Origin of the sequence: Microbispora sp. H10670 (assembly GCF_014161385.1) — a bacterium.
In the GTDB taxonomy this organism is placed as follows: Bacteria; Actinomycetota; Actinomycetes; order Streptosporangiales; family Streptosporangiaceae; genus Microbispora; species Microbispora triticiradicis.
In genome coordinates this window covers 1-21,705 of record NZ_JABBWW010000048.1, presented here as the reverse complement: position 1 = coordinate 21,705, position 21,705 = coordinate 1, and the positions used below count along the sequence as shown (strand labels likewise).

Annotated in this window: 22 protein-coding genes, 1 pseudogene and 1 riboswitch; of the genes and pseudogenes, 12 read left to right on the top strand and 11 right to left on the bottom strand. The window is 71.0% G+C overall.

The genetic code is table 11. From position 1 onward, the window contains the following. The first annotated feature begins 38 nt into the window (after positions 1-38). The 3 genes from HHX33_RS33910 to HHX33_RS33900 all read left to right on the top strand — a co-directional run bounded on the left by HHX33_RS33910 (position 39) and on the right by HHX33_RS33900 (position 3,120). A complete protein-coding gene (locus tag HHX33_RS33910) occupies positions 39-476 on the top strand; it encodes an RpiB/LacA/LacB family sugar-phosphate isomerase (protein ID WP_182878135.1) in 438 nt (145 codons plus the stop codon). Positions 477-534: 58 nt separating this feature from the next. After that, on the top strand, positions 535-2,580 hold the full coding sequence (locus HHX33_RS33905; protein ID WP_182878134.1) for a molybdopterin-containing oxidoreductase family protein: 2,046 nt from the start codon (positions 535-537) through the stop codon (positions 2,578-2,580). Positions 2,581-2,670: 90 nt separating this feature from the next. After that, positions 2,671-3,120 (top strand): hypothetical protein, encoded by a 450-nt coding sequence (locus HHX33_RS33900; RefSeq protein WP_182878133.1) that lies wholly within the window; start codon positions 2,671-2,673, stop codon positions 3,118-3,120. Between the two features lie 3 nt (positions 3,121-3,123). On the opposite strand, the gene HHX33_RS33895 is transcribed toward HHX33_RS33900, so the two are convergent. Both HHX33_RS33895 and HHX33_RS33890 read right to left on the bottom strand, forming a co-directional pair. Continuing rightward, positions 3,124-3,501, bottom strand: a complete 378-nt coding sequence (locus tag HHX33_RS33895; RefSeq protein ID WP_182878132.1) for a VOC family protein — start codon at positions 3,499-3,501, stop codon at positions 3,124-3,126. Between the two features lie 41 nt (positions 3,502-3,542). Then, the gene (locus HHX33_RS33890; protein WP_117409647.1) at positions 3,543-3,788 is read right to left on the bottom strand and encodes a CBU_0592 family membrane protein; all 246 of its coding nucleotides are present in this window, start codon (positions 3,786-3,788) and stop codon (positions 3,543-3,545) included. A 5-nt stretch (positions 3,789-3,793) separates the two neighbouring features. After that, positions 3,794-3,865: riboswitch (guanidine-III (ykkC-III) riboswitch) on the bottom strand. Positions 3,866-4,172: 307 nt separating this feature from the next. Between HHX33_RS33890 and HHX33_RS33885 the strand changes: the two genes are divergently transcribed. Continuing rightward, positions 4,173-5,996, top strand: a complete 1,824-nt coding sequence (locus HHX33_RS33885; protein WP_182878131.1) for an acyl-CoA dehydrogenase — start codon at positions 4,173-4,175, stop codon at positions 5,994-5,996. Here HHX33_RS33885 and HHX33_RS33880 read toward each other — a convergent pair. The 6 genes from HHX33_RS33880 to pdhA all read right to left on the bottom strand — a co-directional run bounded on the left by HHX33_RS33880 (position 5,993) and on the right by pdhA (position 12,963). Further along, positions 5,993-7,483 carry a sodium:solute symporter family protein gene (locus HHX33_RS33880; RefSeq protein WP_182878130.1) on the bottom strand — a complete coding sequence of 497 codons (1,491 nt, stop codon included), beginning with the start codon at positions 7,481-7,483 and terminating at the stop codon, positions 5,993-5,995. The genes HHX33_RS33885 and HHX33_RS33880 overlap by 4 nt on opposite strands. Positions 7,484-7,872: 389 nt before the next feature. Further along, a complete protein-coding gene (locus HHX33_RS33875) occupies positions 7,873-8,166 on the bottom strand; it encodes a Dabb family protein (protein ID WP_138461737.1) in 294 nt (97 codons plus the stop codon). A 164-nt stretch (positions 8,167-8,330) separates the two neighbouring features. Continuing rightward, positions 8,331-9,230 (bottom strand): hypothetical protein, encoded by a 900-nt coding sequence (locus HHX33_RS33870; RefSeq protein WP_182878129.1) that lies wholly within the window; start codon positions 9,228-9,230, stop codon positions 8,331-8,333. Between the two features lie 228 nt (positions 9,231-9,458). Next, the gene (locus HHX33_RS33865) at positions 9,459-10,886 is read right to left on the bottom strand and encodes a dihydrolipoamide acetyltransferase family protein (protein WP_182878128.1); all 1,428 of its coding nucleotides are present in this window, start codon (positions 10,884-10,886) and stop codon (positions 9,459-9,461) included. A 14-nt stretch (positions 10,887-10,900) separates the two neighbouring features. Continuing rightward, positions 10,901-11,875, bottom strand: a complete 975-nt coding sequence (locus tag HHX33_RS33860) for an alpha-ketoacid dehydrogenase subunit beta (protein WP_182878127.1) — start codon at positions 11,873-11,875, stop codon at positions 10,901-10,903. Then, positions 11,872-12,963: a pyruvate dehydrogenase (acetyl-transferring) E1 component subunit alpha gene (gene pdhA, locus HHX33_RS33855; RefSeq protein ID WP_310741636.1), complete on the bottom strand. Its 1,092-nt coding sequence runs from the start codon at positions 12,961-12,963 to the stop codon at positions 11,872-11,874. Before pdhA ends, HHX33_RS33860 begins: the two co-directional genes overlap by 4 nt. 336 nt (positions 12,964-13,299) lie before the next feature. On the opposite strand from pdhA, the gene purS reads away from it, so the two are divergent. The 7 genes from purS (at position 13,300) to HHX33_RS33820 (ending at position 18,725) form a co-directional block, all read left to right on the top strand. Beyond that, positions 13,300-13,545 carry a phosphoribosylformylglycinamidine synthase subunit PurS gene (gene purS, locus HHX33_RS33850; RefSeq protein ID WP_138461733.1) on the top strand — a complete coding sequence of 82 codons (246 nt, stop codon included), beginning with the start codon at positions 13,300-13,302 and terminating at the stop codon, positions 13,543-13,545. 173 nt (positions 13,546-13,718) lie between these two features. Continuing rightward, positions 13,719-14,168, top strand: coding sequence for an ATP-binding protein (locus tag HHX33_RS33845; RefSeq protein WP_117409638.1), 450 nt, complete (start codon positions 13,719-13,721; stop codon positions 14,166-14,168). Between the two features lie 194 nt (positions 14,169-14,362). Beyond that, positions 14,363-15,046, top strand: coding sequence for a phosphoribosylformylglycinamidine synthase subunit PurQ (gene purQ / locus HHX33_RS33840; protein WP_138461732.1), 684 nt, complete (start codon positions 14,363-14,365; stop codon positions 15,044-15,046). After that, positions 15,046-17,304 (top strand): phosphoribosylformylglycinamidine synthase subunit PurL, encoded by a 2,259-nt coding sequence (purL, locus tag HHX33_RS33835; protein ID WP_182878125.1) that lies wholly within the window; start codon positions 15,046-15,048, stop codon positions 17,302-17,304. Before purQ ends, purL begins: the two co-directional genes overlap by 1 nt. A gap of 186 nt (positions 17,305-17,490) precedes the next feature. After that, a complete protein-coding gene (locus HHX33_RS33830) occupies positions 17,491-17,775 on the top strand; it encodes a hypothetical protein (protein WP_182878124.1) in 285 nt (94 codons plus the stop codon). Between the two features lie 72 nt (positions 17,776-17,847). Continuing rightward, a complete protein-coding gene (locus HHX33_RS33825) occupies positions 17,848-18,015 on the top strand; it encodes a hypothetical protein (RefSeq protein WP_220502484.1) in 168 nt (55 codons plus the stop codon). A gap of 200 nt (positions 18,016-18,215) precedes the next feature. Next, complete coding sequence (locus tag HHX33_RS33820) at positions 18,216-18,725, top strand: DinB family protein (protein ID WP_259403142.1); 510 nt, start codon at positions 18,216-18,218, stop codon at positions 18,723-18,725. A 19-nt stretch (positions 18,726-18,744) separates the two neighbouring features. Here HHX33_RS33820 and HHX33_RS33815 read toward each other — a convergent pair whose 3' ends face one another. Beyond that, positions 18,745-19,749 (bottom strand): right-handed parallel beta-helix repeat-containing protein, encoded by a 1,005-nt coding sequence (locus tag HHX33_RS33815; protein WP_220502483.1) that lies wholly within the window; start codon positions 19,747-19,749, stop codon positions 18,745-18,747. Between the two features lie 170 nt (positions 19,750-19,919). Here HHX33_RS33815 and HHX33_RS33810 point away from each other — a divergent pair, with 170 nt between their 5' ends. Continuing rightward, a complete protein-coding gene (locus HHX33_RS33810; protein WP_117409633.1) occupies positions 19,920-20,165 on the top strand; it encodes a hypothetical protein in 246 nt (81 codons plus the stop codon). 7 nt (positions 20,166-20,172) lie between these two features. On the opposite strand, the gene HHX33_RS33805 is transcribed toward HHX33_RS33810, so the two are convergent. Together HHX33_RS33805 and HHX33_RS37585 are read right to left on the bottom strand one after the other, a co-directional pair. After that, positions 20,173-20,853, bottom strand: a complete 681-nt coding sequence (locus HHX33_RS33805; RefSeq protein WP_182878121.1) for a class I SAM-dependent methyltransferase — start codon at positions 20,851-20,853, stop codon at positions 20,173-20,175. A gap of 253 nt (positions 20,854-21,106) precedes the next feature. Further along, a pseudogene (locus tag HHX33_RS37585) lies at positions 21,107-21,705 on the bottom strand (collagen-like protein); the annotation flags it as partial.

Genomic DNA, 21,705 nt, shown 5'->3' with positions numbered 1-21,705 from the left:
CTGTGCGATCTTCGCACTCAGTGTCCAGAATTAATGGCATGCATATATCCCTGGCCTCGGACAGCCTCGACGGGTTCGCGCCGGCGCTGGCCGCCGAGGTGGAAAGGCGCGGCCATACAGTCACACTCTATGGAGCGCTGGCCCCGGACGGCCGGGCCGACTGGGCCTGGTGCTGCTCCAGCGCCGCGCGGGACGTGGCGGAGGGCCGGTCGGACCAGGCCGTCGTCTGCTGCTGGACCGGCACCGGCGCCTCCATCGCGGCCAACAAGGTGGCGGGGGTGCGGGCCGCGCTGTGCGCCGACGCCGTCACCGCCGCGGGCGCCCGAAAGTGGAACGACGCCAACGTGCTCGCGCTCAGCCTCCGCCTGACCTCCCCGCAGGTGCTCACGGAGATCCTGGACGCCTGGTTCGCCGCCGTGCCCAGCACCGAACCCGAGGACGCCGCCAACATCGCGTACCTGCGGGAGATCCGCTGAGGACGGTGGGAGGACGTGGCGAGGGGACGGCCGACAGCGGCACGCTAACGTCGAGGCCATGAGCACGTCGCTACCCATCCTGGGCGCCTGTCCGCTCGACTGCCCCGACACCTGCTCCTGGGTCGTGACCGTACGTGACGGCGAGGCCGCCGCGCTGCGCGGCAACCACGACCACCCCTACACGCGCGGAGCGCTGTGCGTGAAGGTGAACCGCTACCTGGAGCAGGTCCGCGCGGCGGACCGGATCCTCCACCCCCTGAAGCGGGTCGGGCCCAAGGGGTCCGGCCGGTTCGAGCGCGTCCCCCTGGACCAGGCGCTGGCGGAGATCGCGGCGAAGCTGACGTCGATCGTCGAGGAGCACGGCGGCGAGGCGATCTGGCCGTACCAGGGCACCGGGACGCTCGGGTACGTCCAGGGCGAGTCGGGACAGGCCGGGCGGCGGTTCTGGAACGTCCTCGGCGCGTCCCGGCACGATCTCAACATCTGCGCGCGGGCGGGCAACGACGGCCTGCGCTACGTCAACGGCACCCCCGGCGGCATGGACCCCGAGACGTTCGCCCTGTCGCGGCTGATCCTGCTGTGGGGCACCAACACGCTGACCAGCGGGCACCACATGTGGAAGTTCGTCCAGGACGCCCGCGCCGCCGGAGCCCACGTCGTCGCGATCGACCCCGTCCGCACGCGCACGGCCGACCAGGCGGACGAGCACCTGCCGATCCGGCCCGGCACGGACGCCGCGCTCGCGCTCGGCCTGCTGCACGTCGTGTTGGAGGAGGGCGCCGAGGACCGGGCGTACATCGAGGAGCACACGACCGGCTGGGACGAGTTCGAGGCGGAGATCCGCAGGCATCCCCCGGCGCTCGTCGCGGAGATCACCGGGCTGCCCGAGGAGCGGATCAGGGCCCTCGGCATGCGGCTCGCGCACACGAGGCCGACCGGCATCCGGGCCACGATGGGCATCCAGCGGCACGAGGGCGGCGGGACCGCGATGCGGACGATCGCCTGCATCCCGGGTGTGACCGGCGACTGGCGGCACCCCGGCGGCGGGGTGGCCTACTCCACCTCGGCGTACGCGCCCACCGGGCCCGACCCCCGCGACGACCTGCTCCCCCACCCGGTGCGCACGCTCACGATGACCCGGCTGGCCGACGGACTGGACGAGTCGGTCAAGTGCCTGTGGGTCTACGCGGCCAACCCCCTCGGCTCGACCTCCGACCAGAACCGGATCAGGGCGGCGCTGGCGCGGGAGGACCTGTTCACGGTGGTGATGGAGCAGTTCCCGACCGACACGGCCGACTACGCCGACTACGTGCTGCCCGCGACGATGCAGATCGAGCACCTGGACGTGCATCACGGCTACGGCCACATGTACATGGTGTGGAACGAGCCCGCCGTCGCGCCGCCGGGCGAGTGCCTGTCCACGACCGAGACGTTCCGCCGGCTCGCCCGGCAGATGGGCCTGACCGAGCCGTCCCTGTACGACACCGACCTCGAACTCGCCGAGCAGACGCTCGCCCAGGCCGGGATCTCGCTGGAGGAGATCCGCAAGCAGGGCTGGGCGCGGCTGCCGGCGGCCGACCCGTTCGTGCCGTTCACGGAGGGCTTCCCGACCCCGAGCGGCCGGCTGGAGTTCGCCTCCGAGCGGGCCGAGGCGGCCGGGCTGCCGCGCGTCGCGGGTTACGTGCCGTCGCTGACGGCCCGTACGGCTCCCGCCGACCGGCCGCACCCGCTCGTCCTGGTCACGCCGGCGTCGCACACGTTCCTGAACACGACGTTCGGCAACAACCCGGAGCTGCGCAGGCGGTCGAAGGGCCCGCGGGTGCTGGTCAACCCGGCCGACGCGGCGCCGCGCGGCCTCGTTGACGGGCAGGCCGCCCGTGTCTTCAACGGCAACGGGGAGTTCCGGGCGTACGTGGAGGTCAGCGACCGGGTCGCGGCGGGGGTGGTCGCGGCGCCGAAGGGCCACTGGCCGAAGCACGCGGCCGGCGCCAACCCCAACGCGGTGGTGGACGAACGCGACGCCGACATGGGCCGGGGCGCGGTCTACCACGACAACTTCGTCGACGTCGCCCCGCTCCCGGAGGGAGCCACCCTGGAGGGATAGGGGTGCCGGGGGACCTGACCAGGGGGCGTCAGGGGATGCTCAGGGACTTCCCCGATGCCGCCGGACCACCCGGGCAGGCACGCTGTAACCATGAACGAACTCACCCGAACGGACGAGATGTCCCTGGCCGGCGCGGCCCTGCGCGGCGCTCCCTGGCGTGCCGCGGCGACGGCCGGCGGGGCGGTCGCGGCCACGAGCTTCCTCCTGGGCGTCATCCTGCCCGGACCGGCGGACCTGACCTGGGCCCTGTGCTCGGGTATCACCCTGTTCGCCCTCGTCGCGGGGATCGGATCGATCTCCAAGCCGAACGTGGGCGACCGGGTGACCCGGCAGGCCCGCCACTGGGCGTTGCGGCACCCCTGGCGCTTCTCGCTCTACCCGGGGCTGGGCGCGGCGGCCCTGATGTATCCCGTGCAGCTCGTGATCGACCGCGAGGGCGTCTTCGGCGCGGGCTGGGACGCGCTGTGCGGCGGCCTGCTCGTGCTGCTGGTCACCGCCGTCTTCACGCTCTCCATGCGGAGCCGGGCCAAGGGCGCGTGAGTCTCAGGACTCCCGCTCCGCCGCGCTGCGGCACACGCAGAGTTCGTTGCCCTCGGGGTCGAGCAGCGTGACCCAGCCCGCCCCCTCGGGGGTGCGGTGGTCCTCGTACGGCTTGGCCCCGAGCGCGAGCAGCCGCTCGACCTGCTGGTCGCGGGTGCCGTCCCCGGTCGGGTTGACGTCGAGGTGGAGCCGGTTCTTGACCGTCTTGCCCTCGGGCACCCGGATGAAGAGCAGGTTCGGAGGACCGTCCGGGCGGTCCAGCATGACCTCGTCGTCCTCCGGTTCGGAGCCGACGAGCGGCCAGCCCAGGGCCTCGCTCCACCACTGGGCCAGCTCGTACGGCCGGGCGCAGTCGAAAGTCATCGTGTGGATCTCAAGCATGCGCCCACCCAACCGCGACACCACTGAAGGTGTCAAGCCGGTTATGTGACCATCCGCCGCGGCCGGAGCGATCGGACGAGGCCGGCAGCGGAGACAACGGCCCACACCCCCTCCAGCAGCAGGAACCCCCAGTCGGCGTCCGCGTACGCGAGCCACGCGAGCACGGCGGAGCCGACGAGGTTGAGCGTGAGGTAGATCTTCGACCGGCCGTCCAGGACGTTCATCTGGGAGAGCAGGAACGCGCCGAGGACGAGGACGGCGCCGGCGATCTGCAGAAGCTGGTTCATATCCCTTCGCCCGCCGTCTTCGCCGCTCCGGGTACGGCAGGCACCTCGTCCGGGAGGGCCGCGAGTCGCGCCCCTCACAACCCCAACATATCCGTTGTGCGGGAGGATTCGCGCGATCTGTGGTGGAGGCCATGGATATGCCGGGTTACCGGCGGGTAGCATTCGGGCTAGAGTTACCGACCAGTACGTTACCCCCGGGTCTGGTTCAGGGAGTGCCCAGTGATCTTTTGCCGTAGCGAGGATCGCCCAGATGGATGCATCGCAAGGCCGAGGAGGAGCCCATAGCGGAGCTATGGGCGACGACGAGAACGCAGCGAGGCGCCATCTGGGCGACCGCAGTAGGCAAAAAAGATCACTGGGCACGACCTAAAGGAGCGCACACAGATGGGTCACTACAAGAGCAACCTCCGCGACCTGGAGTTCAACCTCTTCGAGGTGTTCGGGCGCAGGGAGATCCTCGGCGCCGGCCCCTTCGCCGAGGTCGACGAGGACACCGCCCGCAGCGTGCTGGACGAGGTGAACCGGCTCGCCACCGGGCCGATCGCCGACTCGTTCGAGGACGCCGACCGCCACCCGCCCGTCTTCGACCCGGCCACCCACGACGTGACCATGCCGGAGAGCTTCAAGCGGTCGTACCAGGCCTGGGTGGACGCCGAGTGGTGGCGCCTGGAGCTGCAGCCTGAGCTGGGCGGCACACCCGCTCCGCGCAGCCTCGTGTGGGCGATGGCCGAGATGGTGCTCGGGGCCAACCCCGCCGTGTGGATGTTCGCCTGCGGCCCCGCCTTCGCCCGCCTGCTGTTCGAGCTCGGCACCCCCGAGCAGAAGCGGTTCGCCGAGATGGCCGTCGAGCGGCACTGGGGCGCGACGATGGTCCTGACCGAGCCCGACGCGGGCTCCGACGTCGGGGCCGGGCGTACGAAGGCGATCGCGCAGCCCGACGGCACCTGGCACATCGAGGGCGTGAAGCGCTTCATCACCAGCGCCGAGCACGACATGGCCGAGAACATCTTCCACCTCGTGCTGGCCCGCCCCGAGGGCGCCAAGCCCGGCACCAAGGGCCTGTCGATGTTCCTCGTGCCGAAGTACCTCGTCGACATCGAGACCGGCGAACTGGGCGAGCGCAACGGCGTCTACGTCACCAACGTCGAGAAGAAGATGGGCCTCAAGGTCTCCACGACCTGCGAGCTCACCCTCGGCGAGAAGCACCCCGCCATCGGCTACCTGGTCGGCGACACGCACGACGGCATCCGGCAGATGTTCATGGTCATCGAGCACGCCCGCATGATGGTGGGCGCCAAGGCCATCGCCACGCTCTCCACCGGCTACCTGAACGCGCTGGAGTTCGCGAAGAACCGCCTCCAGGGCGCCGACCTCACCCGCGCCGGCGACAAGACCGCGCCGCGCGTGCCGATCACCCACCACCCCGACGTACGCCGCGAGCTCATGCTGCAGAAGTCGTACGCCGAGGCCATGCGGGCGCTGGTGCTCTACACGGCGACGATCCAGGACCAGATCCAGATCGCGGAGTTCGAGGGCCGTCGCGACGAGGCCGCCGAGGCGCTGAACGACCTGCTGCTCCCGCTGGTCAAGGGCGTCGGCTCCGAGCGGTCGTACGAGCTACTCGCGCGCTCGCTGCAGACGCTCGGCGGCTCGGGCTTCCTGCAGGACTACCCGATCGAGCAGTACATCCGCGACTCGAAGATCGACTCTCTGTACGAGGGCACGACCGCGATCCAGGGCCAGGACCTGTTCTTCCGCAAGGTCCTGCGGAACCAGGGCGCGGCGCTGGGGTCGCTGCTCGGCGAGATCAAGGCGTTCGCCGCCTCCGAGGCGGGCAACGGACGGCTGAAGGTCGAACGGGGGCTGCTCGACGAGGCGGCCGACGAGGTCAAGGCGATGGCCGACACGATGGCCGGATGGGCGATCGCCTCGATGGAGACGCCGCGGGAGGTCTACAAGGTCGGCCTCAACACGACCCGGTTCCTGATGGCGCTCGGCGACCTGGTCCTCGGCTGGCTGCTGCTGCGCCAGGCCGAGGTGGCGCTGAACGCGCTGTCCGTATCGGAGCACGACAAGGACTTCTACACGGGCAAGGTCGGGGCGGCCTCGTTCTTCGCCCAGACGATCCTGCCCCGCCTGGCCGCCGAGCGCCGCGTGCTCGCCGCCACCGGGCAGGACCTCATGGACCTGCCCGAGAGCTCCTTCTAGGAGGAGGCGGTCGCGTCGGTGTTAGCGGTGATGAGCAGTTCCTCCCGCTCGGGGGTGTTCTCCGGGCGGACGAAGCCGATGACCGTGAACAGCACCAGCGAGGTGGCCACCGGCGCGGCCGTCGCCACGGCGGTCGAGACGCCGCTCACGCCGTAGTTGGTGAGCCAGAACGCGACCAGGCCGGCGGCCCACGAGACCAGTGCGGCCGTCGGCCCGGACCGGCGGAACGCCGGCAGCATGCCGAGCAGCAGCGGGATCGAGATCGGGCCGATGAGCCCGGCCACCCACTTGATGACGACCGTGATGATGTCCTTCAGCATCGGGCTGTTGACCTGGGTCGCCACGGCCATCGACAGCGCGATGAACGCGACCGTGGTGACCCGGGCCGCGATCAGGCCGGCCCGGGTGTCCCAGCCGCGCGCCGCGCGGGACAGCACCGGGATCACGTCGCGGGTGAAGACCGAGGCGATCGCGTTGGCGTCGGAGGAGGCCATCGCCATCGTGTGCGAGAAGAAACCGGCGATGACCAGGCCCAGCAGGCCGTGCGGGACGAGCTGGGTGGTCAGCAGCGCGTAGGAGTCGCTGGCGTCGGGCTTGTTCGCGTGGACCAGCAGCGGCGCGGCCCACATCGGGAAGAACAGCAGCAGCGGCCAGACCGCCCACAGCGCGGCCGACAGCCGGGCGCCCCGGGCCGCCTGCCGCGGAGTCGGCGCCGCCATGTACCGCTGGGCCTGGTTCCACATGCCGCCGTTGTACTCGAACGTCTTGATGAACAGGAACGCCAGCAGGAATGTCACGGTGAAGGGCCCGTTGAGCGGCTGCGCGTGCCCGGCCGGGAGCCGGTCCCACACGCCGCCGATCGCGTCGACGCCGCCGAGCCTTCCGAGGACGGCGACCAGCATGACGACGCCGGCGAGCAACTGGATGACGAACTGCCCGAAGTCGGTGAGCGCGTCGGCCCACAGGCCGCCGACCGTGCAGTAGACCGCGGTGACGGCGCCGGTGATCAGAATGCCCTGGTTGAGCGACAGGCCGGTGAACGTCGACAGCAACGTGGCGATCGCGGCCCACTTGGCGCCGACGTCCACGATCTTGAGCAGACCGCCGGACCACGCGAGCGCCTGCTGCGTCGGCACGTTGTAGCGCCTCGCGAGGAACTCCAGCGGCGAGCTGACCCTGAGTCTCGAACGGATCCGGTTCAGCCGCGGCGCGAACAGCACCGAACCGATGGCGATGCCGATCGCGATCGGGAAGGCCCAGGTGACGTAGGAGGTGACGCCGTAGAGGTAGGCGACGCCGGCGTACCCGGTGAACATGACGGCGCTGTAGCCGGACATGTGGTGCGAGATGCCGGCCAGCCACCAGGGCATCTTTCCGCCGGCCGTGAAGAAGTCTCCGATGTCGCCGATGCGGCGGTGCGAGTAGCCGCCGATCGCCACCATCACGACGAAGTAGGCGCCGAGAACGTACCAGTCCACGTGGTTCACGCGCGTCGAACCTCCGGCTGAACGCGCGGCACCCGGTTCCGCAACCGCCTGGCCCCGTAACGATGCGCTCGCCCTCCCGCCTCGGTCAATGGCGGGTACGCAGGTCAAAGCCGCACAGTGGGGATGCGACAGTCAGCGGCCCAGGTCAGAGCGTGTTCATGTTTGTGAACAGACTTCGCGTATCTGAATCGTTATCGGGCATGACCTTGATCTGCACCGGGATGGAGTCGAAAGTGTGCGGCGGGACGAGATTTCAGCAAGCGGCACAGTACGGACCTGTCACCGCCTGGCATCGGTGATCGTCCGGTAGGGCACGTACGCGAACGGCGGGACGAGCGGCGCTGTCCGCTCGCCCTCGGCCGTTCATGCCCGGGAAGCGTGAACCGGGGTCAGAGTGCGTACTGCACGGCCGCGCGGGCGGCGAGAATCTGCGCGATACACTCCTCGATCACCGCCAGGTGGGCCGGGTGGTCCCGATAGACGATGTAGTCCTCCGGGGAGTCGAACTCGGCCGTCACGGCGAAGGAGAAGTTGCCCTGGTTGACGCCCGCGTCCAGGCCGATCTGGTAGGTCCGGATCTCGGGGATGACGCCCGGCAGCTCGTTCAGGCGCCTGGCCACCTCGGCGCGCTGCTCCTCGGTGGCGTCGTCGGTCCACTTCAGCAGCACGATGTGGCGGAACATGCACTCCCCCTGGGACGGGACGCACGCGGCCCGGTGGCCGCGCTCTTCACGGCGCTCATCCTCTCATCCCCCGTGCCCGGCGATCTCCAGCGCCCCTGCCGTCTCCGGCGTCCCGGCTTCTCCGACCTTTCCCGGCCTTCCCCGGCTTCTCCACGGCGCGGGTGTCAGATCCAGTGGCACTCGACGGAGGCCCTCCTGCGCCGTGCCACGAGCCACTCGCCGAAGGCTGCCTCGCCCGCCGCGGCCAGCGTCTCCGGATCGTCCCGCGCCGCCCGGCGGTCCAGCACCACGCCGGTCAGATAACCGTCGCCGTACGGGACCGGGCCGACCAGCGCGTCGAGGCCCGCGTGACGCAGCGGCGCGGGCAGCTCCCCGGCCCACCGCTCGCCCACCGTCACCACGGCCTGCTCGTAGCCGGTCAGGACGGAGACGCAGTGGAGCAGTTCGCCGTCCACCGGCTGGGAGCCCGTCACCCACAAGGCGCGTACGCGGTCGAAGTCGGAGCGGTGGGAGGCGAGGTGGCCCGGCCCGAGCTCGGCCTGTTTGCGCCGCCGGAAGCGGCGCCGCCGGGCGATCCCGGCGACGAGCGCCTCGAACTGCTCCCCCGACCACGGCGTCTCCGCCAGCCAGGCCAGCGTGGCGGCCCGGTCGTGCAGGCCGCGCCGGGCGCGGAGCTCCGCCACGGCCTCCCGCAGATCGCCGTCCTCCAGCGGCTCGTCGTCCTCCACGAGCTCGCGCGGGGGGAGGCAGCGCTCGGCGACCTCGTCCGGGCCGTCCGGCCGATGTCGCTCGCCTCGCGGCACCGACAGCGTCACCACCCCGCCCTCGGGATGGCGCAGCCGAAGGCCGTACCCGTCGCGGTCGCCCGGCACGAGGCGGGGGCAGGCACCGGGATGGCGGCCGGCCCACTCCTCGATCACCTTGCCCGCCTCGGTGAGAGGCGTGGCCCGACGGCTCAGGGCGCGCAGGATCTCCGCGCCCTCGGCGAGTACGACGGCGAACCCGGCGATCGCCGCCGCTCCCCCGTCTCGCGTCACGAGCGGGCCGTGGTCTCCACGAATCACGGTAGGGAGGCTAGGAACCCGTGCTTGAGTGTCACTGGTTCCGATCTTGCAGACGGCTTGTACGCCCCGAGCCGGTGGGCGTGACGTGCTCCTCCAGGGTTAACGAGCGGCGCAGTCACGAGCGGCGGGCGCGCGGAGCTCGCGCCCCGGCGTCCTCCGGAAAGGCGACCGGCGGCGGAAGGGCCGGAGACCGCCATCGGTCACCGGCCCTCCGGGGAATCGTGTGCGTCAGCTCCAGGCGAGCATGCGCAGGGGGTCCTCCAGCATGGCGCCGACGTCGCGCAGGACATGGGAGCCGAGTTCGCCGTCGACCACACGGTGGTCGAACGACAGCGCCAGCGTGGTCACCTTCCGGACGGCGAGCTGCCCGTCGACCACCCAGGGCATGTCCCTGATCTGGCCGACGGCGAGGATCGCCACCTCTCCCGGGTTCAGGATCGGCGTCCCGGCGTCGACGCCGAAGACCCCCACGTTGGTGATCGTGATCGTGCCGCCGGTCAGCTCGGCCGGCTGGCACCTGCCCGCCCGCGCCCGCTCGGTGAGCTCGCCGAGCGCCCGCGCGAGGTCGGGCAGCGACATCGCGTCGGCGTCCTTGACGTTCGGCACGATCAGCCCGCGGTCGGTGGCGGCGGCGATCCCGAGGTTCACGTAGTGCTTGACCACGATCTCCTCGCCGGTCCACGAGGCGTTCGCCATCGGGTGCCGCTTCACCGCCGTGATCAGCGCCTTCGCCACCAGGAGCAGCGGCGACACCTTGACCTCGGCGAACTCGGGCAGCGTCCGCAGCCGCCGCACGGCCTCCATCGTCCCGGTCACGTCGACCTGGAGCCACTCCGTCACGTGCGGAGCCGAGAACGCGCTGGCCACCATGGCCTGCGCGGTCGCCTTCCTGACCCCTCTGACCGGGATGTACTCCTCCCGCGCGGTCCCCGAGGCCGCGGAGGTTCCCGAGGCCGCCGGGGCCGGCGCCGCCACCGCCGCCTCCACGTCGGCCCGGGTGATCGATCCCTGCGGGCCGGTGCCGGTGAGGGCCGTCAGGTCGACGCCGAGGTCCCTGGCGAGCTTGCGCACCGGCGGCTTCGCCAGCACGCGGGCCTCGGCGGAGGCCGGATGCCCGTTCCCGGGCACAGCGGGCGCGGAGGACGCAGCGGGCACGGAGGACACAGCGGGCGGGGTGGCCGCGGTGCGGGTGGCCGGAGCAGGTGTGACCGAAACAGGCGGGGCCGAAACAGGCGGGGCCGAAACAGGCGCGGGCGAGGCCGGTTTGCGGGGCCGGCGGCGGGTCGCGGACGTCTTCACGCCGTACCCCACGAGCACCGGCTGGCGCTTCTCCTGCTTCGGCTCGGCGCCGTCTCCCGCGCCCGGCACCAGATCGTCGGCCAGCGCCTCCCGACCGGCGTCGGCCGGGCCCTCGCCGTCGCCCGTACGGACCGAGATGATCGGGGCGCCGACGTCGACCGTCTGGCCCTCGTCGGCCATCAGGGCCGACACCGTGCCCTCGTACGGGCAGGGCAGCTCCACCACGGCCTTGGCCGTCTCGATCTCCACGATCGTCTGGTTGATCTTCACGGAGTCGCCCGGGGTGACGTGCCACCTGACGATCTCGGCCTCGGTCAGCCCCTCGCCCACGTCGGGGAGCCTGAACTCACGGAGCATCAGATCTCTCCCCTCTAGTAAGCGAACGAGCGGTCGACGGCGTCGAGCACCCGGTCGAGGTCGGGCAGGTAGTGCTCCTCCAGCCGGGACGGCGGGTACGGCGTGGAGAACCCGCCCACCCGCAGCACCGGGGATTCCAGGTGGTAGAAGCAGCGCTCGGTGACCCGCGCCGCGATCTCGGCCCCGAACCCGGTGAAGACCGGAGCCTCGTGGACGACCACGCAGCGGCCGGTCCGCGTCACCGACTCGATCAGCACCTCGGCGTCCAGCGGGTTGAGCGAGCGCAGGTCGATCACCTCGATGTCCCGTCCGTCCTCCTCGGCCGCCGACGCGGCCTCCAGGCAGGTCTTCACCATCGGCCCGTACGCCACGAGCGTGACGTCCCGGCCGGGCCGTACGACGCGGGCGCGGTCGAGCGGCAGGCCGGGGGCGGCGAGGTCCACATCGGCCTTGTCCCAGTAACGGCGCTTGGGCTCGAAGAAGATGATCGGGTCGTCGCAGCGGACCGCGTCCTGGATCATGGTGTACGCGTCGGCGGGGTTGGAGCACGCGACCACCCGCAGGCCGGCGGTGTGGGTGAAGTACACCTCCGGCGACTCGGAGTGGTGCTCGACCGCCCCGATGCCGCCGCCGCAGGGGATGCGCACGACGACCGGCAGCTTCAGCGTGCCGAGCGACCGCAGCGGCATCTTGGCGAGCTGCGTGATGATCTGGTCGGCGGCCGGGAACACGAACCCGTCGAACTGGATCTCGCAGATGGGCCGGTAGCCGCGCAGGGCCAGGCCGATCGCGGTGCCGATGATCCCCGACTCGGCGAGCGGCGTGTCGATGACGCGGTCCTCGCCGAAGTCCTTCTGCAGGCCGTCGGTGACCCGGAAGACGCCGCCGAGCTTGCCGACGTCCTCTCCCATGAGGAGGACCTTGGGGTCGTCCTCCATCGAGCGGCGCAGTCCCTCGTTCAACGCCTTGGCGAGAGTCAGTGTGGTCATCGCTCGAATCCCGCCAGGTAGGTCAGATACTGCTCGCGCTCCTCGTCGAGGAGTGCGTGGGCGCCCGCGTACACGTGATCAAAGATAGCCCCGGGCGGCGGGTCGGGCAGCGCGAGGCACCGGTCGCGCACGTCCTTGCCGAGGGCGTCGGCCTCCGCGTCGACCTTCTCGAAGAACTCCTGGTCGGCGAGCTCGTTCTTGAACAGGTACGCCTTGACCCGCTCGATGGGGTCCTTCAGCTTCCAGGCCTCCAGCTCGTTCGCGAGGCGGTAGCGGGTGGGGTCGTCGGAGGTGGTGTGCGCGCCCATCCGGTAGGTGAACGCCTCGATCAGGGTCGGGCCCTGTCCCTCGCGGGCGTTCCGCAGCGCGGCGCGGGTCACGGCCAGGCAGGCGAACACGTCGTTGCCGTCGACCCGGATGCCGGGGAAGCCGAAGCCCGACGCCCTCTTGTAGAGGGGGATCTTCGACTGCTTCTCCAGTGGCTCGGAGATCGCCCACTGGTTGTTCTGGCAGAAGAACACGACCGGGGCGTTGAACACCGAGGCCCAGATGAAGGACTCGTTCACGTCGCCCTGGGAGGTCGCGCCGTCACCGAAGTAGACGATCACCGCGGACTCGCCGCCGTCGCGCTGGATGCCCATGGCGTACCCCACCGCGTGCAGGGTCTGGGAGCCGATGACGATCGTGTAGAGGTGGAAGTTGTGCTCGGCCGGGTTCCATCCGCCGTTGTTCACGCCGCGGAACAGCGCGAGCAGGTTGACCGGGTCGACGTCGCGGCACCAGGCCACGCCGTGCTCGCGGTAGGTGGGGAAGGCCATGTCGGCGCCGGTGAGCGCCCGGCCCGACCCGACCTGCGCGGCCTCCTGCCCGAGCAGGGACGCCCAGAGGCCGAGCTCGCCCTGTCGCTGGAGCGCGACGGCCTCCAGGTCGATGCGGCGGACGAGGACCAGGTCGCGATAGAGGGAGCGGACCTCTTCGGCGGTCAGCTCGATGTCGTAGTCGGGATGCTCGACCCGCTCTCCCTCGGGGGTGAGCAGTTGGACGAGCTCCGGGGGTGCGTCGGCACCGCGAGGGGCGTGGGCTGTCACATGCCACTCCTGTGCGTCTCGTGCCCGCCACGGGTGGGGTCGCCACCGCCGGAGGGCCGGGTAGGGTCGGCGGACGGCCGCTGGGGGTGGGCGACCGGTCGCATATGCGGACATCGTGGCAGAAGTCACACCCCTTCGCGCAAGACCCCGCCTCCTGTCCACACTTCTCCGATTCCCGGGGCGTGAGGCGCCACACCCCTCCGCCGCGGCCCGGCCCGCCGCGTGGCCCGTCGCGAGCGCGTCGCCGGGCCGCCACTAGGCTTGACCGCGAAACGGACCCACCGAAACCGGCGGACCCCCCGAAACTGGCGGACCACTCGAAACTGGAGGCACATCGTGGCGCGCGTCATCGTCGACGTCATGCTCAAGCCGGAGATCCTCGACCCGCAGGGGCAGGCGATCGCCCGGGCGCTGCCGCGGCTCGGCTTCTCCGGGGTCTCCGAGGTGCGGCAGGGCAAGCGGTTCGAGCTGGAGCTGGACGGGCCCGCGGACGAGGCCGCCCTTTCGGAAGTCCGAAAGATGGCCGAAACCCTGCTGGCCAACACGGTGATCGAGGACTTCGCAATCCACGTCGCGGAGTGAAGTGGTGCATTTCACACCGCCGCGCCCCTGACTTCTCCCTCGTAAATGGGACATAGGTCGTCTTAAACCCACCCATGAGGCACGCCCCGAATAACAGGACCGTGATTTTGCGGTTAGCCCTGATTCAGTGGGGAAGCCTACCGTGGTGACCTTCGACACCGGGGAGGGGTCCGGTGGATATTGAGTTCTCGCTGGCCATGCCGAGGGATGCGATCGGCATCCCGATGGTCCGCCGCGTGGTGGGGAACGCGCTCAGGTCCCTCGGGGTGACCGAGGAGTGCGTGTCCGACATACTCCTGGCCACGTCCGAGGCATGCGCCAACGCTGTAAGGCACGGTGGACCGGCCAACCGTTACGAGGTCATGGCCACCATCGGCAACGGCCGATGTGAGCTGCGCGTCGCCGACGGCGGCGAGGGGCTGCACATGATTCCCCGGCAGCACCCGCCGGCCGAGACCGAGCACGGCCGGGGGATCCTGATCATGCGGGCCGTCGTGGACGACCTGTCCTTCGACATCACGCCCGGCCGCGGCACGACCGTGCGGCTGTGCAAGGAGCTCGACTGGGCCGAGGACGCCATCGCCCACCATCTCACTCTCGACCGCCACCTGGCCGGGGTCTGAGGACCCCGGCCACCGGCCGCGCCGGCCCACGGCGCGGCACGGGTGGCTCATGACGCGCCCCGATCGGTTCGGGGCTCCGCGAGAGCGGCCGATTTGGCGGCTCCGATACTCTGAGGTGTACCGCCACTGACCGCCGTCCGGCACATGAGACGGTGGCGTCCGGCCTGGCGGCGATCCTTGGAGGGAACACAGTCATGAGCGCTGCCCGGGTGGGCGTCGTCACCTTCCCCGGAACACTCGACGACCAGGATGCCGCGCGAGCCGTACGGCTGGCCGGAGCGGAGGCGGTGCCGCTGTGGCACGCCGACCACGACCTCAAGGGCGTCGACGCCGTCTTCCTGCCCGGCGGGTTCTCCTACGGCGACTACCTTCGCTGCGGGGCGATCTCCCGGTTCTCCCCCCTCATGACCGAGCTGATCCCGGCCGCGCAGGCCGGGCTGCCCGTGCTCGGCACCTGCAACGGCTTCCAGATCCTCTGTGAGGCGCACCTGCTGCCGGGCGCGCTGACCCGCAACGAGGGCCTGCACTACATCTGCCGCGACCAGCGCATCCGCGTGGAGAGCACGCGTACGGCCTGGACCGCGGACTTCGCGGACGGCCAGGAGATCGTGCTGCCGATCAAGCACGGCGAGGGCCGCTACGTCGCCGACGCCGCCACGCTGGCGGCGCTGGAGGGCGAGGGCCGGGTGGTCTTCCGCTACGCCGGCGGCAACCCCAACGGCTCGCTCAACGACATCGCGGGGATCGCCAACGAGGCCGGCAACGTCGTCGGCCTCATGCCCCACCCCGAGCACGCGGTCGAGGACCTGACCGGCGCGCCGAGCGTGGACGGCCGCGGCTTCTTCACCTCGATCCTGAAGAGGCTGGTGAACGCGTGATGGCCCTCGACAGCGTGAAGCGCGCGCAGGAGACGCCCGAAGAGCGTCAGCCGTACGCCGAGCTGGGCATGAAGGACGACGAGTACCAGCGCGTTCGGGAGATCCTCGGACGGCGGCCGACCGGCTCCGAGCTGGCGATCTACTCCGTGATGTGGAGCGAGCACTGCTCCTACAAGTCGTCGAAGGTCCACCTGCGGCAGTTCGGGACCAAGGCGCCCGAGTCGGAGGCCCTGCTCGTCGGCATGGGCGAGAACGCCGGCGTGGTCGACGTCGGCGACGGCTGGGCCGCCACCTTCAAGATCGAGTCGCACAACCACCCGTCGTACGTCGAGCCGCACCAGGGCGCCGCGACCGGCGTCGGCGGCATCGTGCGCGACATCATGTCGATGGGCGCGCGGCCGGTCGCGGTCATGGACTCGCTGCGCTTCGGCGGAGCCGATCAGCCCGACACCCGCCGGGTGCTGCCCGGGGTGGTGGAGGGCATCAGCCACTACGGCAACTGCCTCGGCCTGCCCAACATCGGCGGAGAGGTCGTCTTCGACCCCTGCTACATCGGCAACCCGCTCGTCAACGCCCTGTGCGTCGGCCTGCTGCGCAAGGACCAGATCAAGCTGGCCACCGCCCCCGGCCCCGGCAACAAGGTCGTGCTGTTCGGCGCGCGTACCGGCGCGGACGGCATCGGCGGCGCGTCGGTGCTCGCATCGGCCACCTTCGAGGACGAGTCGCAGGCCAAGCGGCCCGCCGTACAGGTCGGCGACCCGTTCATGGAGAAGCTGCTGATCGAGTGCTGCCTGGAGCTCTACCAGGCGGACGTGGTCGTCGGCATCCAGGACCTCGGCGCGGCCGGTGTGTCCTGCGCGACCACCGAGCTGGCCGCCAAGGGCACCGGCGGCATGCGGGTGGACCTCAACCTCGTCCCGCTGCGCGATCCCTCGCTGCGGCCCGAGGAGATCCTGATGAGCGAGTCGCAGGAACGCATGATGGCGGTCGTCACGCCCGACGACATCCCGGCCTTCATGGCGATCTGCGACAAGTGGGACGTCCCGGCGACCGTGATCGGCGAGGTCACCGACTCCGGCAGGCTCGTCATGACGTGGGACGGCGAGGTCATCGTCGACATCCCGCCGGGCACTGCCGCCGACGAGGGCCCGGTCTACGAGCGCCCGTTCCACGAGCCCGCCGGGCAGGCGGCGCTCAACGCCGACGGCCCCGAGCGCCTGCCCCGGCCCGCGGACCTGCGCGAGACCCTGCTCACCCTGCTCGGCTCGCCCAACCTCGGGTCGAAGGAGTGGGTGACCTCCCAATACGACCGGTATGTGCGTGGCAACACCGTCCTGGCCCAGCCCGCCGACGCCGGCATGCTGCGGATCTCGGAGACGATGCCGGGGGCGGAGGAGACCACCCGGGGCATCGCGCTGGCGACCGACGGCAACGGCCGCTACGCCAGGCTCGATCCGTACAGCGGGGCGCAGCTCGCGCTGTCGGAGGCGTACCGGAACGTCGCCGTCACCGGCGCGAAGCCGCTCGCGGTCACCAACTGCCTCAACTTCGGCTCTCCGGAGGACCCCGAGGTCATGTGGCAGTTCTCGGAGGCCGTACGCGGGCTCGCCGACGCCTGCCGCACCCTCGGCGTGCCGGTCACCGGCGGGAACGTGTCGTTCTACAACCAGACCGGCTCGACCGCGATCAACCCGACACCCGTGATCGGCGTGCTGGGCGTGATCGACGACGTGGCGCGGCGGGTCAGGTCCGGCTTCCCGGAGGCCGGCCTGCGCGTGCTGCTGCTGGGCGAGACCCGCGAGGAGTTCGGCGGCTCGGAGTGGGCGCACGTGGTCCACGGCCACCTGGGCGGGCTGCCGCCCCAGGTGAACCTGGAGGCCGAGCGTGCCCTGGCCGCGGTGCTGGTGGCCGAGGCGGCGGCCCGCGGGCTGCTGGAGGGCTCGCACGACCTCTCCGACGGCGGTCTCGCGATCGCCCTGGCCGAGGCGTGCCTCTCCCGTGGCGTCGGCTGCACGGTGACGCTGCCGGGCGACGACGCGTTCACCGACCTGTTCAGCGAGTCGGCCGCGCGTGCGCTGGTGTGCGTCCGCCCGGACGCCTTCGACGCGTTCGCCGAGCTGTGCGCCCGGCACGAGGTGCCCTGCTCCGGGCTCGGCCTCACCGGCGGCGACGCGCTCGTGGTCGAGGGCGTGCTCGACGTCCCGGTCGCCGAGCTTCGCGAGGCCCACACCTCGGCCCTGCCCCGCGTCTTCGGCTGATCGCCATCCGAGGGCCCTTCCGGACGTCCGGAAGGGCCCTCGGCCTTCCGTGGTGGGGAGTCGGACTCTGGACGTATCGCCGTCTTCGAGTCCCCCGGATCGCGATGGCGCAATCGGTGACGCCCGGCGGGGGCGGCCATCTCGCGAACTCCGGCCGTCCGACCAGGCGTGTCATACACTCGGGGTGTGGCGTCTCCCGCGCATGACGGACCGCATCACCTGGTCGACAGGCTCCCTGCCCACCAGGCGCGGCGCCTTCTGCGTCTGGTCGAGACCGATCCCGAACTGTCCAGCTACATACCCGGCGCGCCCAAGCCCGGTCGCGAGACGACCGACGACGAAGAGGCGCCCGTTCCCGCACGAGAAGCGCGCCGACGCATCCTGTTCGCGGGAATTCTCGACGACGGCCCGGCTGATTTGGCTGAACGCGCCGAAGACTATCTTCATGAGCACTTTACTAGTCGAGCGTGAAAACCCTGCTTGATACCGGCCCACTCGTGGCCGCCGCTCACCGTGGCGACAAGCCCCGGGGATTTGAATCGCATGGCCGAACTGGTGCGCGGTTATCCGGCCCCGCGTCTCGATCCGGCCGACGCTTCGGTAATCGCGCTGGCCGAGCGTCTCGGCGTCCGGCGAATCGCCACTCTCGACCGCCGCGACTTCTCCATCGTCCGCCCTCGCCACTGCCCCACGCTGATTCTGCTTCCCTGATCTCGGTCGTCGCCTTCAGGACGCCGGCCCACGCCGGCGGCTGCCGGTCTGCGGGTTGTGGCCGAACACCTGAACTCACCACGTCAGGGTCCTTGCGTCGCGGCGGGGAAAACGGCTGGCGAGCGGGGTGCTCGGGGACCACCATGGGCACGGTGAACGACCAGCCCCAACGATGGACTCAGGCGACCGTATATCCGGACATGTGGGTGGATCCGGCTGACGATCCCCGCGAGAACAACGAAGTCGGCCCGGAAGGCGAACTGGCGACGCTGCGGGAGTACCTGAGGAACTACCGGCTGACCCTGCTGATGAAGTGCGAAGGGCTCAGCGCGGAGCAACTGGCCCGCCGGTCGGTGCCGCCGTCGACCATGTCGCTGCTCGGCCTGCTCCGGCACCTCGCCGAGGCGGAGCGGGACTGGCGCGGCTGGATCCTTCCCGGCGGCCCGCCGCCGAAGCTGTACGGCCCGGGTGGCGACTTCGACGGAGCGGTCGCCGACCGGGCGGTGGTCGACGCCGCGTACGCCGACCTCGCCCGTGAGCAGGAGGCCACCGACGCCGCGCTGGCCGAGCACCCGGATCTGAGCGTGCGTCTGGGGAAGGACGCCATCGCCGTCCGGGACCTGCTGGTGCACCGGATCGAGGAGTACGCCCGGCACTGCGGCCACGCGGACCTGCTGCGGGAGTGCGTCGACGGCCGCGTGGGCCAGTGAGGCACATCGCCCGGGGGCGTCAGGAACACCTGCCGTTCTTGAGCAGACGCCCGCCGACCGCCTTGTTGTCGCAGGTGATCCTGTTTCCGCCTACGGTGTCGTTGATGCCGACACCGGCGGCGCCGTCGAGATAGAGGGTGTTCCTGCGGAAGACGTTGCCGGTGCCCCAGCCGTCGACGATCTCGTGGGTCTGGAAGCCGTCGGCGGGGGTGTTCCTGCCGACGTTGCCCTCGATCAGGTAGCCGTTGCCCTTGACGTCGACCCAGGAGTCGGCGGTCGCGGCGACGAGCGCCGACCCGTCGAAGACGTTGCCGACGATGCGGCCCCCGCGGGTGCCCTCCTTGACGTCCACCGCCTCGGCCCTGGACCGGATGACGTTCCCGCGGACCAGGTTCCGGTCGCTCCGGTCCATCCGCCCGCCGGAGTACCGATCCCAGTTGGACTTCGCCGAGCCGAGGTAGACGCCCTCGCCGAACTCCGCCCGACGCAGGCCGGTGTTGTCGATCCGGTTGTACTGGACGATGTTGCCGCTGCTGAAGGCACGCAGATGGACGGCCTCGTCGCCGATGTCGCGGACGGTGAGGCCCTGGATGACCGAGCCCCGGGTTCCGTCCGCCATGACGCCCTTCTGGCTGTTCCTGACGGTGAAGCCCACCAGGCGCCAGTAACCGGCCCGGTCGAGGTGGAAGCCGTACCCCTTGCCGACGCCGCCGCCGTCCAGCACCGCCGCGGCGGGGCCGCACAGGTAGATCGGCTTCTTCGGCGTGCCGGAGCGCCGGGCGACGAACCTGCCCCGGTAGGTGCCGGGCCGCAGCCGGATGACGTCGCCCGCACGTGCCGACCTGAGCGCCTCGTGCAGCTCACCGGCGCTGCCGACGGTCCTGGTCGGCTTCGGGCAGCGGATCGCGCCCGTCCCCGTCGGCACGGACATCGTGGGTGCGGCGGTGGCCGCGGCCGCCGGCCACGCCACGGCGGGGACGACCAGGGGTACGACGAAGGCGCCGACGAGCGTGGCGTTTCTCATGAGACGTCTTTCCGTCCGATTGCGCAGTCGACCACAAAGGGTGCGAGGTGGTGCAAAGCTACACCGTTCCATAGTCGGTGTCCCGGGACCATCGTGATCAGACGGCCTATCCGGGGCGAGAGCGCGTAAAGTCACTCCGGTGATCGTCGCCTCCGGCAGAGGAGAAGACAGTGTGGCTTGACGCGGAACTGAGTCCCCGGTCTCTTCACGACCCGGAGGACTTCACCGCTCTCAAGGTGACGGCCCGGCGCGAGGACCATGTCTGGCTCACCCGGGAGGACATCATCCGCCTGGCCGGTGACCAGGGCCGGGACCCGGAGTGGCGGGACAGGCTCGACCGGATGCTGGAGTACGCCGCCTCCAAGGGCTGGGTCGACGACGCCGGGGCCGTACGGGCCCACGTGGAGTGGACCTGACCCTTCGTCACGACCCGGACGGCGTGGCGGCTACCGGCTTGCGGGCGACGAGATAGGCCTGGGGGGTCCGTTCGGACTCGCCGCGTTCGCAGAGCAGGCGGGCGATCACGGGGATTCCCGCGTCGGCCAGCAGCCGGGTCAGGTGATCCGGCGAGACGCGGTGGAAGTCGAGCGCGACCTGGTGCCCGAACGCCTCCGCGAGGTGGAACGGCTCGTCGCCGACCTGGCCGACCTGGAAGGCGAGCAGGAGGTGACCGCCGGGCGCCAGCACCCGGTGGAACTCGGCCAGCACCGCCGGATGATCCTCCGGCGGCGTGTGGATGATCGAATACCAGGCGACCACGCCGCTCAGGGACTCGTCGGCGATGTCCAGGGCCGCGAGGCGGCCTTCCTCGAACCGGATGTGCGGGTGCTCCTGACGGGCTATCGCGATCATGCCCGGCGACAGGTCGACGCCGGAGACGTCGAGGCCGAGCGCGTGCAGGTGCGCCGTGATCCGGCCCGTTCCGCAACCGGCCTCGACCACCGGGCCCGGGAGGTCCGACGTCCGCACGAGCTCGGCGTACGTGGCGAGCATCGCGCGTTCGAAGGGCTTGCCGGCCAGCGAGTGCCGGGCGAAGTCGACGTAGTCTCCGGCCATCGCGTCGTACGCCGCCCGGGCGACCCGGACGTAGGAAGGCTCGATCATGACCGGCCACCCTAGTACCCGGAGCCGGCGACCGCCTCCGGGGCCACGAGGGCCGCGCGCGTGCCTGTCGCGCGGCCTCCGGGAGCGGCGGAGTCGAAAGCAGGCCGGAAACGCGCGAAGACCCCTCCGGTAACCCCTCCGGAAGGGCCTTCGCGGTGCCGTACGCCAACGCCTCGTCGCGTACGGCAGGCATATGTGGAGCGCCGTACGGTGGAGCCCCCACGGACTCCACCCTTCCGGCGGCGTGGCTGACTCAGACGCCGACGCAGATGACGTACATGGTGCCCTTGGTGCCGACGGACCCCTTGACCTCCCAGCCGGTCGGCTTGCCTCCGGTGATGATCGGGCCGTTGGTGGTGACCTCACCGACGATGTTGGTGCCGCGGTAGCCGCCGCCGGTCGCGTAGGTCCCGCTGTCGCAGCTCAGGCTCTTGGAACCGCCGCCGAGACCGAAGCTGAACTCGGCCCACTTGTACGAGACGCCGGCGACGCCGTCCTTACCGTCCTTGCCGTCGTCACCCTTGGGGCCCTGCAGACCACGCGGGCCCTGCTCGCCGGCCTTGCCGTCGTCGCCCTTGGGACCCTGGGCGCCGGTCTCACCCTTCGGCCCCTGCGCACCGGTCTCGCCCTTCGGGCCCTGGGCACCGGTCTCGCCCTTCGGGCCCTGGGCGCCCGTGTCGCCCTTGGGGCCCTGAAGGCCACGCGGGCCCTGCAGACCCCTCGGACCCTGCAGACCGCGCGGGCCCTGGGGACCCTGCGCACCCGTGCCGCCGATCCCCGCCGGACCCTGCGGCCCCTGCGGACCCGCCTGGTTCCACGACACCTTGTACTCGGTCGCCTTACACCTGGTCG

Bases quoted from the DNA above. Each gene is read 5' to 3' on its own strand.
- HHX33_RS33820 (WP_259403142.1), top strand. From the start codon at position 18,216: ATGTGGGTGGATCCGGCTGACGATCCCCGCGAGAACAACGAAGTCGGC.
- HHX33_RS33825 (WP_220502484.1), top strand. From the start codon at position 17,848: ATGGCCGAACTGGTGCGCGGTTATCCGGCCCCGCGTCTCGATCCGGCC.
- HHX33_RS33885 (WP_182878131.1), top strand. From the start codon at position 4,173: ATGGGTCACTACAAGAGCAACCTCCGCGACCTGGAGTTCAACCTCTTC.
- HHX33_RS33910 (WP_182878135.1), top strand. From the start codon at position 39: ATGCATATATCCCTGGCCTCGGACAGCCTCGACGGGTTCGCGCCGGCG.
- HHX33_RS33875 (WP_138461737.1), bottom strand. From the start codon at position 8,166: ATGTTCCGCCACATCGTGCTGCTGAAGTGGACCGACGACGCCACCGAG.
- purL (WP_182878125.1), top strand. From the start codon at position 15,046: ATGGCCCTCGACAGCGTGAAGCGCGCGCAGGAGACGCCCGAAGAGCGT.
- HHX33_RS33900 (WP_182878133.1), top strand. From the start codon at position 2,671: ATGAACGAACTCACCCGAACGGACGAGATGTCCCTGGCCGGCGCGGCC.
- HHX33_RS33895 (WP_182878132.1), bottom strand. From the start codon at position 3,501: ATGCTTGAGATCCACACGATGACTTTCGACTGCGCCCGGCCGTACGAG.
- HHX33_RS33890 (WP_117409647.1), bottom strand. From the start codon at position 3,788: ATGAACCAGCTTCTGCAGATCGCCGGCGCCGTCCTCGTCCTCGGCGCG.
- purQ (WP_138461732.1), top strand. From the start codon at position 14,363: ATGAGCGCTGCCCGGGTGGGCGTCGTCACCTTCCCCGGAACACTCGAC.
- HHX33_RS33815 (WP_220502483.1), bottom strand. From the start codon at position 19,749: ATGAGAAACGCCACGCTCGTCGGCGCCTTCGTCGTACCCCTGGTCGTC.
- HHX33_RS33805 (WP_182878121.1), bottom strand. From the start codon at position 20,853: ATGATCGAGCCTTCCTACGTCCGGGTCGCCCGGGCGGCGTACGACGCG.
- HHX33_RS33865 (WP_182878128.1), bottom strand. From the start codon at position 10,886: ATGCTCCGTGAGTTCAGGCTCCCCGACGTGGGCGAGGGGCTGACCGAG.
- HHX33_RS33905 (WP_182878134.1), top strand. From the start codon at position 535: ATGAGCACGTCGCTACCCATCCTGGGCGCCTGTCCGCTCGACTGCCCC.
- HHX33_RS33860 (WP_182878127.1), bottom strand. From the start codon at position 11,875: ATGACCACACTGACTCTCGCCAAGGCGTTGAACGAGGGACTGCGCCGC.